This is a genomic window from Ruegeria sp. CE6 (assembly GCF_056537485.1).
In genome coordinates this window covers 453,673-468,995 of the sequence record NZ_JBQFRR010000001.1, presented here as the reverse complement: position 1 = coordinate 468,995, position 15,323 = coordinate 453,673, and the positions used below count along the sequence as shown (strand labels likewise).

Below are 15,323 nucleotides of genomic sequence, written 5' to 3'. Positions count from 1 at the left end.
AACCTAGTTGACTTATAGCCAAAATACTTGGTCGAAACTGGCTTTCAGACTGTCTCCATTAGCGTGTCCGAAAGCACATCCTCGGAGAGCGCCCCCGGTGCGCCTATTGCGACAAGCCTTGTTTCGGGTTTGCGGTCACCCCAAGCACCATCCCGTGCGATGTCCATTCGTTTTCCAACCACCTGAACAAGAATGCGATGATCTGGATCCTCCTCGCTGAAAACAAAACCCTTGAGGCGATAAACGTCGCCCGGAAGCTTCCGAATTGCACTCCGGAGGGAAGACAGGCTTATTGGGCGTTCAGCTTTCATCATGGTCGTAGAAAAGCTGTCTGAGTGATCAGAGTGGTGGCAACCACAATCTGGCCCATGTTCGTGATGATCGGGTATTTCTGTTTCGAGCTGTTCGGCGGCAAAGCGACCGACTGAAAGAAGTATGTCCAGAGGGACGTCTGCGTTTACAGCTTCGACAAGACGATAGCGACGGAAGCGAGAGCCAAGCCAGTCGTGCACCTTCTGAACTGTGGCCCTGTCGACAAGATCAACCTTGTTCAAAATAACCATGTCCGAGAACGCAATTTGACGAAGCTTCAGTTCCATTTGTTCTGGCGCAGCAAATAGCTGTTCCGCATCGACAAGACACATAAGGCTGTCCAAGCGGATCATGTCCCGGAACCGTTGATCCGTAAACGTCATGGCGATTGACGATGGATCCGACACTCCGCTTGCTTCAAGGACGATGTATTCTGGTTTCTCAGGCCGAGCGAGAACAGCTTCTACCGTTTCAATCAGATCATCTCGTATCGAGCAGCAAACGCACCCATTAGCCAAGCTCATCACATCATCTTCGAGGCCAACCACCAAGTCGGCGTCTACGTTTATTGATCCAAAGTCATTCACCAGAACTGCCACTCGCAATCCGTGATTGCCGGTAAGGATCCGGTTCAAAAGTGTCGTCTTACCGGCTCCAAGAAAGCCGGTAAGGATCGTAACAGGGATCGCAGAAGTCGAACCAAATTCAATCATTGTTCGATCTCCTCTCAGTCTTCATCACGCGAGCCGATTACATCCGAAACTCTGATGGTAAAGTCTTGCGGCCAGTCCCCGCCGGGTGCTCGGAAAACGTCAGTTGGGTAGTATTCGCGTGGATCGATCTCCATATCTCGATACTTCTGGTCTTGCTGGTCTGCGCGAGTGAGTCTTGGGTTCGGTAATGTGATTTCATCCGGAAGCTCAATACGCCCGGCCTCGGCCGCCGCAGCCAGTTCACGAAATGGTGGCACTGTACCGGATTTTCCGGGCAGTGCAGCTTTCCTGTACCAGATTGCATCCTTGGTCACGTTCACAACGGCTACATCGAGACCCCATTGGAACAGACCGTCATAGTGGGCGCGAATACCAGCCAGCATTTCAGCGTCGATGTCTTCATCCTGGGTATAGTGTGTCACCATTCCCAAACGCGGCCTTGTGTCAGCAAAGAGCTTACCCACGGCATAGTGGGAGGTGTGATGCGTATCGATAGTGTAGTTAAAGAGATCTTGTGGGATACCGTATTTATAGGTCATCAACTGACCAATATCCTGCCCCGACATTTCGGTTACAAAGACATCAACGCCTTCGCCGTATTTTCGTGAAAGCTCATCTGGGCGACCATCGCCGGTCCAAACAAAGCTCAGACCATTCCAATCGAGCCGATAACCAACCGCACCGTCCTTGGCATGACTTCGCGGCCAAGACCGAACAGTCACACCGTCTTCGTCATAAACAATACCACCTTCCTGGCGGAAATCGAATTCATTGACTTCGATCTCGTAGCCGTCCCCAATCGGGAAAACATCAAAGGCCTCCAGATGCCATTTGAGCATCTGTTGCATGCCTTTGACCATACCGGCTGTACCAAGCTCGGGCGTTCGACCTGACGGCCCATGGATGCGTAGTGGCGTGTAGCCACCCGACCAGGCACGGAAGGGGTAAATATACGGAATGTCGGCATAGTGGTCGACATGCAGGTGAGAGATGAAGATGTCGTTGATCAACTGCCCAGGCACTTGCATCGCAATGATGTTGCGTACACAACCGGATCCAAAATCGAAGAAGAACCTTTTTCCGTTACCCAGCTCGACCATAATACAGGTGCCCGCTTGATCTTCGCGCGGCGGATATGGTGTTGAGCCACAGAATGAGATACGCATCTCATCTGGCCCCAACTCCTCACTAAGCGGAAAATAGTTCGCATTTGAACCCGTCATGTACTTCGTCGGACGGAAGTACTCCGGCAATGATATGCCACCTGCGGGTCGACCACCATATGGGTTTTTGAGTGTTTCTCCTAGAGGGCCGTCACCTTCGTGGGCCTCGGCGCTTCCTGCCGCAAACCCAGCTGCCCCTGTGGCAGCCGCTCCAGTGGCCAAGCCCTTTAGAACACTCCGCCGCGACGGGTCTTCAATTTGATCTGACGCCTGAACCTGTTTGTCGTCCTGGTCTTTTCTATTGTCTTCCTTGGTCATGGATTGGTCCTCAGTTAGAGTATCTCACAGGTTGCGCTTCAACATCCTGCGAAGCTCGTTGATGAGTTCAGATTTGATGTGGGCCCATTCGGCGCGCTCTGAGGCCGTGATCGATGCGTCTTTCGAAAACGCAGATGCTTTCTTCAGATCCTCGATGACCTCGCCGAGTAGTGCATCCGTTTCGATGCGCCTCGAGAGCACATCGGAAAGTTCCGGAATTTCTTCAATCAGGTCCACCGTCACTGGAAAAATCCCGACGCCCACTATCTATTCTCAAATCAAGATGAGTACGGTTGACCACAAAGGCCAAGTGAGTCACCGTGAGTTGGGGGTGAGTTGACATTGAACAAATCAAACGATTTGCCAATAAATCAACAAGTTGGCCAACCTTCTTCGGAACTCATCCGGGAAGCTCTGAGTCGAATTGTATCAAGCGACGGGTTTCAAGCTTCACCCCGACTCACGCAGTTTCTCACCTATATAGTCGAGGAAACTCTATCTGGTCGAAGCGCTCAGATTAGAGGCAAAGCTATCGCTGTTGAGGTCTATGGGCGGCGCATAGATGGTACTGGTGGTCAAAACCTAGTTCGCGTTGAGGCTAGGCGACTGCGTCGTCTTTTACATCAGTTCTACGAAGATCACTGGGACGGCAACGGAGTTCGCATTTTTGTTGATCCCGGCGGATACAAGCCGCGGTTTTCATACGAATCTACAATCGAAGACCGTACATCAAGTGAACTGAAGAGCGACAATCCAGTTGGCCGTTGGCGTTCGCGGCAACTGCTGCCTGGTGGACTAGGTGTTGTTGCATTAGTCGCTGTGCTTGGCATCTGGATGAACCAGGATAACAGGGAGGTTGTGCCGACAACTCGATCCATTGAGAAAGCAGAACGTGTGGCGCTTGGTGAACAATCATTGACGAGACTCCAGGCGGCCAACATTGCAGACCAAGCACGAGGCATGTTTTTTCCCGTTTTTGATGTCAAACGTCAGCAGATAGCACTGGGAATGTTCCAGCACGCGATGGAACTCGACCCGGCTCTGTCCGACGGCTATGCCGGATCAGCGCAGGTCCTGGCGATCTTGGCGGTGTTGTCGCCGGATGAATCACAAAGGGATGATTTCTCCAATCAAGCTTCAGAAATGTCTGAAAAAGCGCTTCAATTGTCCCCGGCCGACGCCTGGGCAAACAGCGCAAACGGTTGGGTGCTGGCTGTCAAAGACCAGCCAAACGAGGCATTGAAATACGCAAGGATGTCGGTCGAACTGGCGCCGAATGATGGCCATATTCTCGACCTTGCAGGTATCACCGCCATCTTGGCTAACGCCCCGGAATTTGCCGCCGAGGTTAGCAACCCGGATAGACCCAAATCAGGATCCGGGAGGTTTGGTGCGAGAAACATCTGGGGCGTCTCGCAACTTATGCTCGGGAACTACGAAAATGTTGTTGAAGCTTTTCAGGGAGCGCCAGCTGCTGGAGCGCCAGTCAGTGCTCCTTCGCTCTTGTTCCAAGCCGTTGCGCACGATCAGTTGGGAAATTCAGAAGAAGCACGACGGCTCGTTGCTGAAATGCGCAGGACATGGCCTGAGTTTCCGTCCGAATTTCTCGCCGACAGGATTTTCCACAACGACATCAATACGCGGAACATAATACTAGAGGCACTGAGCAGATACTGACGAAACGTATCGCGACTATTGCCTCGAAAAGAGCGTCAAAATCTATTCAAATAGTTCCGCTTCGAAAGGGTAAGATGCCGATAAAATCGGCGATTGAACCGGACTACGCCGTTTGTGGATTGAGGGTGGACATTGCAGACTTGCAGAGTCTGCCTGCCGCGCATAGCCGCCGCTCATGAGGCGCAGTGTTGCTGATGCAGCGAACGGCAGTTTGGTGGCCAATTTGCTGCATCAGCTAGAACTCATAAAGTGACTAATGGCGGTAGTGGCTCTATCTGCCGAAATTGTCTGGACTTTGGTCCGTAAGAAAGCGGTACTGAAATCGCCAATATTTGCCCGGAACAGCCGGGCTCCGCTCAGTACATGGCGCAGGATCAGCCTGTGTCCTTAGAGTGGAGACATAAATGACAACTTCATCCGATACAGAAATCAATAAATCGCCTGCCAAATCCGCGCGAATCAAACTGACGCGTCAGCAACAATTACAGAAACAGCTGTGCCGCAAGTCAGGTGCCACGATTGCGCAGATGCGGAACACCTTTGGCTAACAACCGCATTCAGCACGCGCAGCGATTTCGATGATGCGCAAGTCAGGACATACTGTTGAGCGATCAGGATCTGACAAAAGCACAGTCTATCGGATTGTGAAGGCGCGCCGGTGGTTGGCGATGATCAATGATGGCAGAGCTTTCTCAGAAATCGTTCAAGAAGAAGGTAGCTCCAAACGCCGGGTGCAGGATGTGGTCGATCTGGCCATGCTGGTGCCTGATGCTCTGGATGCCATCGATTCAGGCGAACAAACTGATGGCCTGACAATGGACTACCTGATCAAGTCGGGATTCCCGGTGATCTGGTCATATCAACACAAGCGCTTCTCTGCCCTCTGATCTGCCGCCTCTCCGAAACACACCAAACTCGTACCGTCGGAATCGCGACCCGGGACTGTGGTCGGAAATCGACCACTGTTGCGCACACGCTCGGGTCTCAGTTGAAATTGCTGGATCTTAAGTCGCTGAAAACACGCTATAATCGGCGTGCAACTTCTCGGTATGTGATTTCCGGGAAATCATGGCTGGGGTGGTAGGATTCGAACCTACGATACACGGTACCAAAAGGTAAGTATACGTGACACAGGCCAGTATATCTTGCCAAATATTCACTTAAAGTTCAGTAAGTTATGCAAGGCGAACTTGGCATGTGTGCGGTTTTGCTTACACGTACCTCCTTTTTGCTATGTTTGTGTTACATTGCGCATCATTTAATGTAGCGCAGGATCAAAAACTGGGGGAAAAACCCCCACTAAATATAGCGCTTTCAATCTAAACATTAACACCGGTTTTGTGGTCGGAAAATCAGATTTCGTACCTGTAGAATCGATACGTTGAGAGCTTTTCGTCCGCAGCTAGGATGCAAACAACTTGGTAGCCGCTATTTTGCTAGGGAGGGGCTGCTCGAATGTGTGCGCCTGTCAGTTATGAGCTGCGTCGGTTTCTGAGGCATTGTCGCACAAATAATCCAAACAGCGCTGTGCCTTCAGATGTGTTTAGATAGCTCTTTAGACGGACTTCTTTTGATTGACCGTTGTGCAAGTCCTCTCGCTTGTCATTGATGCACGCTGCTCGAATTCCGTTGGAAAGCTGGTTTGAAAATTGGATTTCGAAGATCATCACTTTTGGCACGAACGACAGCACTACCAATAAGCAAGACTCCGGCTGGCAAATCCACCCACGATTGTTCATATTCGCCTCAAAGGTTAAGGGACATAAACAAATCAATGAAAATTAGCGAAGTTATTCTTGAGCGAATTAAGCACAACCACGCGCTAGATGCTTACGTAAAAGGCGCAGTTGCACGGGTCGCCAACCATATTTCATCAAATACCATGGTCTTCTTTCCAGAATATACAGATCATGACATTTCCCACTTCGAGGCAGTACTTGAGACAGCGGTTGATCTAGCTACCGAAAAGTCAATGGACCTCATGACTGACGTGGACTTAGCGATTCTGACCACGTCAGTAATGCTGCACGATCTGGGCATGCATCTTAGCAAAGATGGTTTCAAGACACTCGTCGATCCAGACGGACCAATGAGGCCGATCTCCGGCTTCGACGACGTGCCTTGGCACGAGCTTTGGCAGTCCTTTTTATCAGAAGCCCGCCGCTTTGATGCGAAGAAACTCGAGGACCTCTTTGGGCCGAACTATCAGCCAGTGACGACTTTTCCATCCTTTGATGATCCATGGAACGAATTCGACTATCTACTAGTTGGAGAGTTTCTGCGTCGCCATCACCCGCGATTGGCTCATGAAATTGCGTTACACGGAATGCCAGCGAAGGATGGCGCTGTCATTTCGTTTTGTAGTGTCAATGACAGTACAGAATTGTTCGTAAGCGATATCAGTGGACTAGTGGCCAGAAGCCATGGGATGTCCCTGCGGCACACTTTTCCCTACTTGGAGCGTAACTACAACAATGTAATTGAAACGCGCTCTTCGCACCCGATCTACCTTATGGTTCTTTTGAGAGTGGCTGATTACCTTCAAATTCAAAGTGCTCGTGCACCATCTGCGCGAACAGATGTTTCCAAACTGAAAAGCCCAGTCTCAACCCGCGAGTGGTCGGTGCACCAATGTGTAACTGACATCAATAACATTGCTGATCCAGAAGCAATTGATATCACTGCAAAGCCAGAAGACGTTGAGACATTTCTACGGTTGAAGTATTGGCTGACTGACCTCCAGAAAGAGCTGGATACGTCTTGGGCGGTGTTGGGTGAAGTCTATGGGCTGCAGGCTCACAGTGGGTTGAACAAGCTTGGGCTTAGAATTCGCAGGCTCAGATCTAACATTGATAGCCTCAGCGATTTCGCAAAATCCGTTGACTATATTCCAAAGCAAATTGCTTTCACGACCGCTGGTAGCGACCTTTTGAAACTGCTGGTTGGTCCTCTTTATGCCAACCAAGTATATGTTGGTCTAAGAGAGTTGATCCAAAATGCGACAGATGCCGTCAAAGAGCTGGATAGCCTCGTCGACCAAGGTTCTGTCGAGAATATAGAGAAAAGATCAGATATTTCCTCAGATGTTCAAGTGGATTTCGTGACTGATGGAGACGGTATATCTCTGTGGAATAGGAAAGTTACAGAAATTTCAATTACTGACCGAGGCGTCGGGATGACGTCAGAGATACTTCAAAACTACTTTCTGAAGGCGGGGGCTTCATTCCGGAGTTCAAATGCCTGGAAAGCGAAATTCGAAAAATCTGATGGTTCCAGTCGTGTGCAAAGAAGTGGTAGATTCGGGGTAGGTGCTTTAGCGGCATTTTTGCTGGGCGACGAAATATCGGTCGAGACCCGCCACTACTCTGAGTCAAGTCCGAACGGTTTGAAATTCTCCGCCGGCATTGAGACTTCGTCAATCAATGTCGCGCGGGGGAACTGTGAAGTTGGGACAAAAATCAGGATAGAAGTACCTGAGAGATTGCAGACGAGTGTAGGGCAGTTACTACCTTTTGGCCGCAAGCCTCAAGTGGGTAAGCAAAATGGGATTGGTGAGTACTTTGGCACCTATCCGGAATTGACTTACACGGTCGACGGTTCGCAACTGCCTTGGGACGAGAAGTGTCTTCTGCCCGCGCAAAATACAGCGTTTCAAGACCCTTGGAATTATTTTGAAGCGCGCGACTTTGAGGTGAACTGGACTTACGCTGATGGCGCCGTGGGTTTAGCAGTCAACCAAATTCGAATTTCGGGAAAAGGGAACCAATACTACAGTGGTCGATCTAGTGAAGCTGGTGTAAACCTTAGGTCAGGCATCTTCAGCGAACCTTGCCTCTCAGTTGGAGACAATTCGGGCGCATTTGCACTCAATTTGCAGCGAAGCACATACGCTGCATCGAGCCTACCATTTAGCGCTGAGCTGATGCAGGAGATAACAGATGAGTTTCTGTTTAACTGTATTTGGCAAATGGCGACTAACGGCACAGATGTGTTCCCGCGATACTCAGGGTTGAAATCCAAGAGCTACGGGAAGACTGAGCCGAGGTGGCTAAATTGTTCAGATGGGATTGTCCTAAATGAACAGCAATTCTTGAAGCAATACGACCCGAGTTTCTGTTTCTGTCGCCACGGTGGACCATCCGACTTCCGCCGCTTCCAAGGTGTATTGGAAGCTTTGCCGAGCAAGTCGATCTACTTGCACGATGGCGAGTCTGATTTCATCCAGAGAAAGTTCAAAATGAAGGGCAGGGTTTCGAGAGTCCTACAAGGAGAAGCAATAGAGTTCGTCGAAAAGGTTACCATTGCTCAAACGGTTTTCGTTCCCAATGCCTTCGTGGATTTGATCCGAAGAGATATGAAACCCGGCAAAGACGCGCTAAAGCTCTTGGATAACTTGAGACCCGACGGATTGGACGGATGGTCAGTTCAGTCGGCAGGAGCGGTTTCTGAGCCGCAAGGCGTTCGAGATTGGCGCGCGGACTTAGAAAGGGATGGCAAGAACACTTGTGTGGTCAGCCTGCACCGACTGTCCACTCAAAGTTTCTCTGTAAAAGAAAGCAATGACAAAATCGTTCTTGATCGCTGGATGGAACTCATCGAACAACCATACATTCCTCGCGAGGCCAGTGAGTTGGCAGAGTTGCAAAGCCTATTGTCTGGCAAGCTCGGATCAAAATATGAGGTTTTTGAGCGGCGAATGAAAGCGGCCGAACGGAAAAAAGCCGAAAACAGTCAAAATGCCGACTAGCGGCAAATACTGCCGCTGTTGAAGCTTCCGCCTAATAACGCTGAGTCGGTGGGTGGCACGATCCACTGACTGCCTTTTCTTGAAAATTGGGCTTATAACGGTTGGTTCGCTCTCGACCACTCTCAGGAAGAGTGCCGGAGCAGCTCACCTTACGACTGATGCCGAACCTCAGTTTCCATCTTTCAGTATCACCGCCATTCTCAGCGTGGGGGAAATTCCCCCAACAACTTGTGTAGGACACCCCTAAAGCAATGGTCTGCCGATATGAAATTCAACGTGAGCTACTGCCAGAACGCCTAGCGGCCTTTGTCTAAATTCTGAAAACGTGGCACCATTAAAACCCGAGTCGACTTTAAGTTGAATGTCTCCATTTATGCGAGAAAAAGTGACCTCATTTGTCACTAACACTTTCATTTTAAATAGTAATCCATCGTTTAGAATGCTCTTGTCGAAGCAAGAGGAATGTAAGATGAACCGAAAAATCACGCGAAAACCCAAGGAGCATGTGCGGCTTCTACGTTCGGACCAAGTTGTTAAAAAACTTCATGCTCTTGGCATGGATGACGTCAATAAGACTTGGGTCGATAACCGGACAAATCGTGGGCAACTTCCGAGTGTTAGGGTGGGTAAATACAGAAGGTATAGAGAGGATTTGTTGGATAAGATGATCGAAAAGTGGCTTCGTGACGCGAAATGATGATGCGTTTGCCTACGATACATTTGTTGTTGCAACCGTGTATCGTAGGTTTAAATAAGTTAATAAAAACAATACTTTAGCATGCTGTATTTTTACTTTTTACTCCCATTCCCCCAGTTTTCACCCAGAAATACCCAGCAGAATCTGAGCGGCGTCGAGACAACCCGGACATCGACTATGGGTTAAGTGATTGAAATGTAATGAATTTTATGGCTGGGGTGGTAGGATTCGAACCTACGATACACGGTACCAAAAACCGCTGCCTTACCACTTGGCTACACCCCAACGGTGAGCGGCTATCTACGACTGTTGCTTTCAGGGTTCAAGGGCTTTTTTGGACAATTTTGATGTGGATATGCAATTTAGTCTGATGGCGGTTGGATCGTCGGGATGGTCGAGTATTGGTCAGGCGATTGTTTGAGGCGAAGCTAGATCTCTAAAACGAAAATCCAATTGGCAATCCTTGGTTTTGCGGTCGCGAGATACAATCCGCAATGCGCTACAACGCTCGTTCCTGCGACTGCGTTTCAATAGCACAAGAATTGGATTAAATTATTGATTAATAGCGATAAAAATTACCTTTATCAGTTGAATGTCTTTGGCTTCGGACCTAGCTAGATAAAGTCCGCTAACCAGCACGAAAAAGGAGCGAGCAATGAAATTGAACCCGCAAGTTGCAGAAGCATTGAATAAGCAGATCAACAATGAGCTCCACGCTTCGTACACCTACTTGGCGATGTCGGCTTATTTTGAGGCGCAGGATCTGCCAGGATTCGCCAGTTGGTTTCGGGGGCATTCTGCCGAAGAGGAAACCCATGCAATGCGTATATTCGACTTTATCGCCAAGCGGGGTGGGAGGGTAAATCTCGACGGCATCGCAAAACCGCAAACGGACTATGAATCACCCGTTGATGTACTGGAGCAGGCGTTGGCGCAGGAGCAAACCGTGACGGGCCAGATCAACGCGTTGTTTGAGCTGGCGCATGAGGTCAAAGAATACAGCACACAGAATATGCTGAACTGGTTCCTGGCCGAACAGATAGAGGAAGAAGACCTGTTCACATCGATCCTGGACAAGGCCAAGGCGGCCAGCGGGGACCGATGGAACCTGCTGTTGTTGGATCAGGAACTGGCCAAACGCGGCAGCGCTGCAGGCGCGGAGTAGCTCAGTCGGCGCTGTTGCGCACGTACGTCATTCCCGAATCTCGGCGGGGTCGACCCCCCAAAGATTGCTTTTCAGGGTCCAGCCCCGATAGCCGCCTGCCGAGATGCGGCACCAATCGGGTGAGCACTTTTCAAGCCGGGCGACGACGCCGGTTTCAAATTGCGCGTTCACCTGCGATTTGGGATCAGGCATCGCGTAAACCGGCAGCAAGTCCGCTTCGATAAGAACTGTCCGCACACCTGAAAGCAGCGCGTAATGCACCCAACCCCCGGCACCGTCTCGATCCTGAACCTTGCGCCAGTTTCCATATTCGGCCGTGATCTGCAGCGGCATCCCACGGCGTTTGAACACCCAATCGATTCGGTGAGTCAGCGAAGGGCCGCGACGGACATTACCCTCGGCGGCTTTCATCGAGACATATCGCGGAAGCGGTAGATTCGTCACTGGACCGCGTTTTTCCTGCGCGGACACGGCCACTGCGCCGAGCACGAGCAGGAAAACCGATATCGACACCACAAAATGGCGGTTCACTGAAAAACTAGCACTCACTGCCTGTCTGCTCTTATGCCTGTGGATCGTATGCAAAAAAGGTTGAGACGATGCCCAAGGGGTTCTTGTGCCCCGTGTAATCCTGCGCCACGATGCCATGGCGCGCGGCAGTTTGCAAAGCGGTAGGAGGGTCAAGGTGCCAAGAGAACGTCTGAGTGTTGTCGTTACGCGACGGTTGCCCGAAGCGGTGGAAACACGGCTAAGCGAACTTTTCGATGTAAAACTGCGTGACACCGACGATCCCATGACTCGCGAAGAGCTGGTGGCGGCAGTGAACACAGCAGATGTGCTGGTTCCGACGATAACCGATACAATTGATGGCGGTATCCTGGGGCAGGCTGGTGAGAAATTGCGATTGATCGCCAATTATGGTGCCGGTGTCGACAATATTGATGTGGCGACGGCGAGGCAGCGCGGGATCCTTGTCTCGAACACACCAGGAGTACTGACTGACGATACTGCAGATATGACTATGGCTCTGATCCTGGCGGTTACACGACGTATCCCCGAGGGGTTAGGTGTGATGCAAAAGGGCGATTGGGCCGGTTGGGCCCCGACGGCCTTGCTGGGTGGCCGGGTCGGTGGTCGCCGCTTGGGTGTTCTTGGGATGGGCCGGATAGGGCAGGCCGTTGCGCGACGTGCAAGCGCGTTTGGAATGCAGGTTCACTATCACAACCGCCGCCGGTTGCGCCCCGAGATTGAACAGGAACTGGAGGCGACCTACTGGGATAGTCTTGATCAGATGGTGGCGCGGATGGACGTCATCTCGATCAACTGCCCGTCGACCCCTTCGACCTTTCATTTGATGAATGCGCGGCGTTTGAAATTGATGAAACCCACGGCCGTGATCGTGAATACATCACGCGGTGAAGTCGTCGATGAGAACGCCCTGACACGCATGATCCGCGCCGGTGAGATCGCGGGCGCTGGTCTGGATGTTTATGAACAGGGCACGGATGTGAACCCACGCCTCAGGCAATTGCCGAATGTGGTGCTGCTGCCTCATATGGGCTCGGCTACGCTTGAGGGTCGGATCGAGATGGGTGAGAAGGTCATTATCAACATCAAGACCTTCGAAGACGGTCATCGCCCGCCAGATCAGGTTGTGCCTGCAATGCTTTAGGCTGTGGCCTGAGAAAAGGGGAACGCAATGGTTCAGGCAACCGCTTTGCCGCGAAACGAGGCCGGGATCGACACGGCGCTGGGAATTCTGAAGCAGAGGTTCGCAGACCGGCTGCAATCTGGTGCTGCGATTTGCGAGCAGCACGGGCACACGACAACGTGGATTGAGAACCAGAGTCCGGATGCGGTGGTTTTCCCGCATTCAACCGAAGAAGTGGCCGATATCGTCAGGACCTGTGCCGAGCACAAGGTGCCAGTCATCCCGTTCGGAACAGGCACCTCGCTCGAAGGTCATGTGAACGCTCCTGCTGGTGGCATATCCGTCGATCTGAGTCAGATGAACAAGATATTGGCGGTCAATGTCGGTGATCTAGATTGCGTTGTCCAACCGGGTGTCACCCGAGCCGAATTGAACACCCATCTGCGGGATCAGGGGTTGTTCTTCCCGATTGATCCGGGCGCGAATGCGTCGCTAGGTGGCATGGCCGCGACACGCGCGTCTGGCACCAATGCTGTGCGTTATGGGACAATGAAAGACAATGTGCTTAGTCTTGAGGCCGTGATGCCGGACGGGCAAGTGATCCGCACGGGGCATCGTGCGCGCAAATCTTCGGCGGGTTTTGATCTGACCCGCTTGCTAATCGGTGCCGAGGGCACGCTGGGAATAATCACCGAAATCACATTGCGATTGCAGGGTATCCCCGAGGCCATCAGTTCAGCTCGCTGTTCGTTTCCATCGGTGGATGCAGCCTGTCAGGCTGTGATGATGACTATTCAGTATGGTATCCCGGTTGCGCGGATCGAATTGCTGGACCAGATGTCGGTCAAAGCTGCAAACGCTTATTCGGGACTGGATTTGCCAGAAACGCCACTGCTGCTGCTGGAATTTCACGGTTCGGACAGCGGTGCAGCGGAACAGGCAGAGACCTTTGGCCAAATCGCGGAAGAATTTGGTGGCAGCGATATCACCACCACTACGACAACCGAAGAGCGTAACAAGCTGTGGCAGGCCCGGCACGATATGTATTGGGCCAGCCTACAACTGCGCCCAGGCGCGCGCGGCATTTCTACGGATGTATGTGTTCCGATCTCGCGTTTGGCCGAATGTGTGACCGCCGCACAGGATAAGGCCGCTGAATTGGGTTTGCTGGCCCCAATCGTGGGTCATGTTGGTGACGGTAACTTCCATACACTTCTGTTAATCGACATGGATGACGCAAAAGAGGTCGCAAGTGCAGAGGAATTCGTCGGTTGGCTAAATGATCTTGCAATTGCGATGGAGGGCACCTGTACCGGAGAACACGGAATCGGGCAGGGTAAACGCCCCTATCTGGTGAAAGAACTTGGTGCGGCGACAAATTATATGGCGGCGATCAAAGCAGCGCTGGATCCCGATAACATTATGAATCCGGGCAAGGTACTCTGACCGCGATTGTTGGGCTCGGCCATAACAGCGCCTCAATTTTAGGTGAATGATCTGGGAAAGAGCAGTATTTGATTCCGAGGTTATTCATGGGCGCGTTGCGTTTCATTGGGTTTTTGCTGATTGCGGTCGTGGTTGTCGTAGGTCTGGATTATTATCAGCAGGATAAGAAAGTCGAAGGCAGGTTGTCCTTCAACGGATATGTCGACACGATTAATCAGCGGTTCAACTTATATCAGGCGGAGCTAGCCGCGGAAGAAGTTGAACGCGAAAGGCAGAAGCGTTGGCGAGAGGGGGCCAAGCCGTACCTGCCGGATTCGGGCGAAGGCTGGGTGCGTCGTTCGATCGTGGATGCAGATTTTACACGCGATGCCCGAGAAGGTGTTTTGCAGGACGGAATAAGTGAAGCTGCTCGTCCAATTGCAAAAAGAGTTGCTGTGCAAGAGACCGAACAACTGGTCAGAAAACTCGATAATTCTAGTTGGGTCTACGAAAGCGGCGAGCATACGGTCTGGCTACAGGCGAAACTCAGGAAAGACGCTAAATCCAATACACTGACTGGCAACATCGCCAGGTCTGTCGAAGGGTTGGGCGCAGGATCGAGTGGCTACACTCCATTCGGCATAATTGGTGGTGCTGCGTATTTCAGGTTTGAAAACAGCCGATACAAACCCGTCACAGTGAAAGATCGAAAGTTTTGGTCAATGATCACGGCGAGCCTGACGGACCTTGAGGTCGAACCTCGGTTTGAAATCTACAAGGCTACAATCGGACTGGGCGAAGAAATTCGTTTGCAAGTCTATTCCGATGCACCAGCGCCTATGCTGCGAGCGTTTCTGGATCGACTGGATTATGACGGATTGAACGCACTGCTTCAAAAGCAAGTGCCTGGCGTCGGCAACGATACCGTTTTTGATGCTGAACGAGAAAGTGAACTGGCGACAAACATGGCCGCCTTGCGCGGCGAGTTTGTCAAGCTGCGCAGCGAGCTGGCGCGTTTGAAGCTAGAAAATATTGATGGATTGTCTCTTGTCGCAAATACTTTGGCCGCGCAATACGGTTTGCCGGCAGACACCTTCGACTTGACCGCGAACAGAATCGAATCTGCGGATGATTTGGTCCAGGTCGGATACCGCAAAGGACTGACAGATTTGCTTGAAGACGAGATGCAGCAGGCAGACAGAGATGACGAGGGTTTCTTTGGAAATTTGTTCGCCAAATTCAAAGATAAGGAAACCTCTGAAGAAGTCGCATCTGTAAACGAAAATGAAGGCTTCCTGTCCGGACTGTTGTCAGCCTTTGGTAGCTCTGATTCCGAAGCAGAAACTGCCGTGCGGGTAAACCGAGGCGGTTCCGGAACGGGCATAGATTGCGCAACCACCGGAACGTTCAAAAGGTGCAAACTGGGGGGCGGATAACACGTCAGATCGACTGTTG

The 15,323-nt window shown here is 51.4% G+C and carries 12 protein-coding genes and 1 tRNA gene; 8 read left to right on the top strand and 5 right to left on the bottom strand.

Going from position 1 to position 15,323, the window contains the following annotated elements; genetic code table 11:
• Nucleotides 1–44: 44 nt before the first annotated feature.
• The 3 genes from ACR0DK_RS02245 to ACR0DK_RS02235 are packed head-to-tail and all read right to left on the bottom strand — an operon-like array spanning nt 45 to nt 2,749.
• Nucleotides 45–1,025: a CobW family GTP-binding protein gene (locus tag ACR0DK_RS02245; RefSeq protein WP_170402051.1), complete on the bottom strand. Its 981-nt coding sequence runs from the start codon at nt 1,023–1,025 to the stop codon at nt 45–47.
• A 14-nt stretch (nt 1,026–1,039) separates the two neighbouring features.
• Entirely contained in the window at nt 1,040–2,506 is a 1,467-nt protein-coding gene (gene gntH / locus ACR0DK_RS02240) for a guanitoxin biosynthesis MBL fold metallo-hydrolase GntH (protein ID WP_480615033.1), read from the bottom strand.
• 24 nt (nt 2,507–2,530) lie between these two features.
• Nucleotides 2,531–2,749, bottom strand: a complete 219-nt coding sequence (locus tag ACR0DK_RS02235) for a hypothetical protein (protein ID WP_170519419.1) — start codon at nt 2,747–2,749, stop codon at nt 2,531–2,533.
• Nucleotides 2,750–2,848: 99 nt separating this feature from the next.
• Between ACR0DK_RS02235 and ACR0DK_RS02230 the strand changes: the two genes are divergently transcribed.
• The 4 genes from ACR0DK_RS02230 (at nt 2,849) to ACR0DK_RS02215 (ending at nt 8,930) form a co-directional block, all read left to right on the top strand.
• Nucleotides 2,849–4,183: a tetratricopeptide repeat protein gene (locus tag ACR0DK_RS02230; protein WP_480734676.1), complete on the top strand. Its 1,335-nt coding sequence runs from the start codon at nt 2,849–2,851 to the stop codon at nt 4,181–4,183.
• A 404-nt stretch (nt 4,184–4,587) separates the two neighbouring features.
• Nucleotides 4,588–4,731 (top strand): hypothetical protein, encoded by a 144-nt coding sequence (locus ACR0DK_RS02225; RefSeq protein ID WP_480734674.1) that lies wholly within the window; start codon nt 4,588–4,590, stop codon nt 4,729–4,731.
• 120 nt (nt 4,732–4,851) lie between these two features.
• The gene (locus tag ACR0DK_RS02220) at nt 4,852–5,070 is read left to right on the top strand and encodes a hypothetical protein (protein ID WP_170594387.1); all 219 of its coding nucleotides are present in this window, start codon (nt 4,852–4,854) and stop codon (nt 5,068–5,070) included.
• A gap of 887 nt (nt 5,071–5,957) precedes the next feature.
• A complete protein-coding gene (locus ACR0DK_RS02215) occupies nt 5,958–8,930 on the top strand; it encodes an HD domain-containing protein (RefSeq protein ID WP_480734673.1) in 2,973 nt (990 codons plus the stop codon).
• A gap of 907 nt (nt 8,931–9,837) precedes the next feature.
• Here ACR0DK_RS02215 and ACR0DK_RS02210 read toward each other — a convergent pair.
• Nucleotides 9,838–9,912: transfer RNA gene (locus ACR0DK_RS02210), tRNA-Gln, on the bottom strand.
• A gap of 370 nt (nt 9,913–10,282) precedes the next feature.
• Here ACR0DK_RS02210 and ACR0DK_RS02205 point away from each other — a divergent pair.
• Nucleotides 10,283–10,792: a ferritin gene (locus ACR0DK_RS02205; protein WP_170401952.1), complete on the top strand. Its 510-nt coding sequence runs from the start codon at nt 10,283–10,285 to the stop codon at nt 10,790–10,792.
• 27 nt (nt 10,793–10,819) lie between these two features.
• On the opposite strand, the gene ACR0DK_RS02200 is transcribed toward ACR0DK_RS02205, so the two are convergent.
• Nucleotides 10,820–11,308 carry an SH3 domain-containing protein gene (locus tag ACR0DK_RS02200; protein WP_480735681.1) on the bottom strand — a complete coding sequence of 163 codons (489 nt, stop codon included), beginning with the start codon at nt 11,306–11,308 and terminating at the stop codon, nt 10,820–10,822.
• Between the two features lie 169 nt (nt 11,309–11,477).
• Here ACR0DK_RS02200 and ACR0DK_RS02195 point away from each other — a divergent pair, with 169 nt between their 5' ends.
• From ACR0DK_RS02195 to ACR0DK_RS02185, 3 genes are all read left to right on the top strand, one after another.
• A complete protein-coding gene (locus ACR0DK_RS02195; RefSeq protein WP_170392503.1) occupies nt 11,478–12,464 on the top strand; it encodes a 2-hydroxyacid dehydrogenase in 987 nt (328 codons plus the stop codon).
• Between the two features lie 27 nt (nt 12,465–12,491).
• On the top strand, nt 12,492–13,889 hold the full coding sequence (locus ACR0DK_RS02190; protein ID WP_170733023.1) for an FAD-linked oxidase C-terminal domain-containing protein: 1,398 nt from the start codon (nt 12,492–12,494) through the stop codon (nt 13,887–13,889).
• A gap of 86 nt (nt 13,890–13,975) precedes the next feature.
• A complete protein-coding gene (locus ACR0DK_RS02185; protein WP_480734670.1) occupies nt 13,976–15,304 on the top strand; it encodes a hypothetical protein in 1,329 nt (442 codons plus the stop codon).
• Nucleotides 15,305–15,323: the final 19 nt, after the last annotated feature.

Excerpts from the sequence above, each read along its gene's own strand:
- ACR0DK_RS02225 (WP_480734674.1), top strand. The coding sequence starts at position 4,588 with ATGACAACTTCATCCGATACAGAAATCAATAAATCGCCTGCCAAATCC.
- ACR0DK_RS02245 (WP_170402051.1), bottom strand. The coding sequence starts at position 1,025 with ATGATTGAATTTGGTTCGACTTCTGCGATCCCTGTTACGATCCTTACC.
- ACR0DK_RS02215 (WP_480734673.1), top strand. The coding sequence starts at position 5,958 with ATGAAAATTAGCGAAGTTATTCTTGAGCGAATTAAGCACAACCACGCG.
- ACR0DK_RS02190 (WP_170733023.1), top strand. The coding sequence starts at position 12,492 with ATGGTTCAGGCAACCGCTTTGCCGCGAAACGAGGCCGGGATCGACACG.
- gntH (WP_480615033.1), bottom strand. The coding sequence starts at position 2,506 with ATGACCAAGGAAGACAATAGAAAAGACCAGGACGACAAACAGGTTCAG.
- ACR0DK_RS02185 (WP_480734670.1), top strand. The coding sequence starts at position 13,976 with ATGGGCGCGTTGCGTTTCATTGGGTTTTTGCTGATTGCGGTCGTGGTT.
- ACR0DK_RS02205 (WP_170401952.1), top strand. The coding sequence starts at position 10,283 with ATGAAATTGAACCCGCAAGTTGCAGAAGCATTGAATAAGCAGATCAAC.
- ACR0DK_RS02220 (WP_170594387.1), top strand. The coding sequence starts at position 4,852 with ATGATCAATGATGGCAGAGCTTTCTCAGAAATCGTTCAAGAAGAAGGT.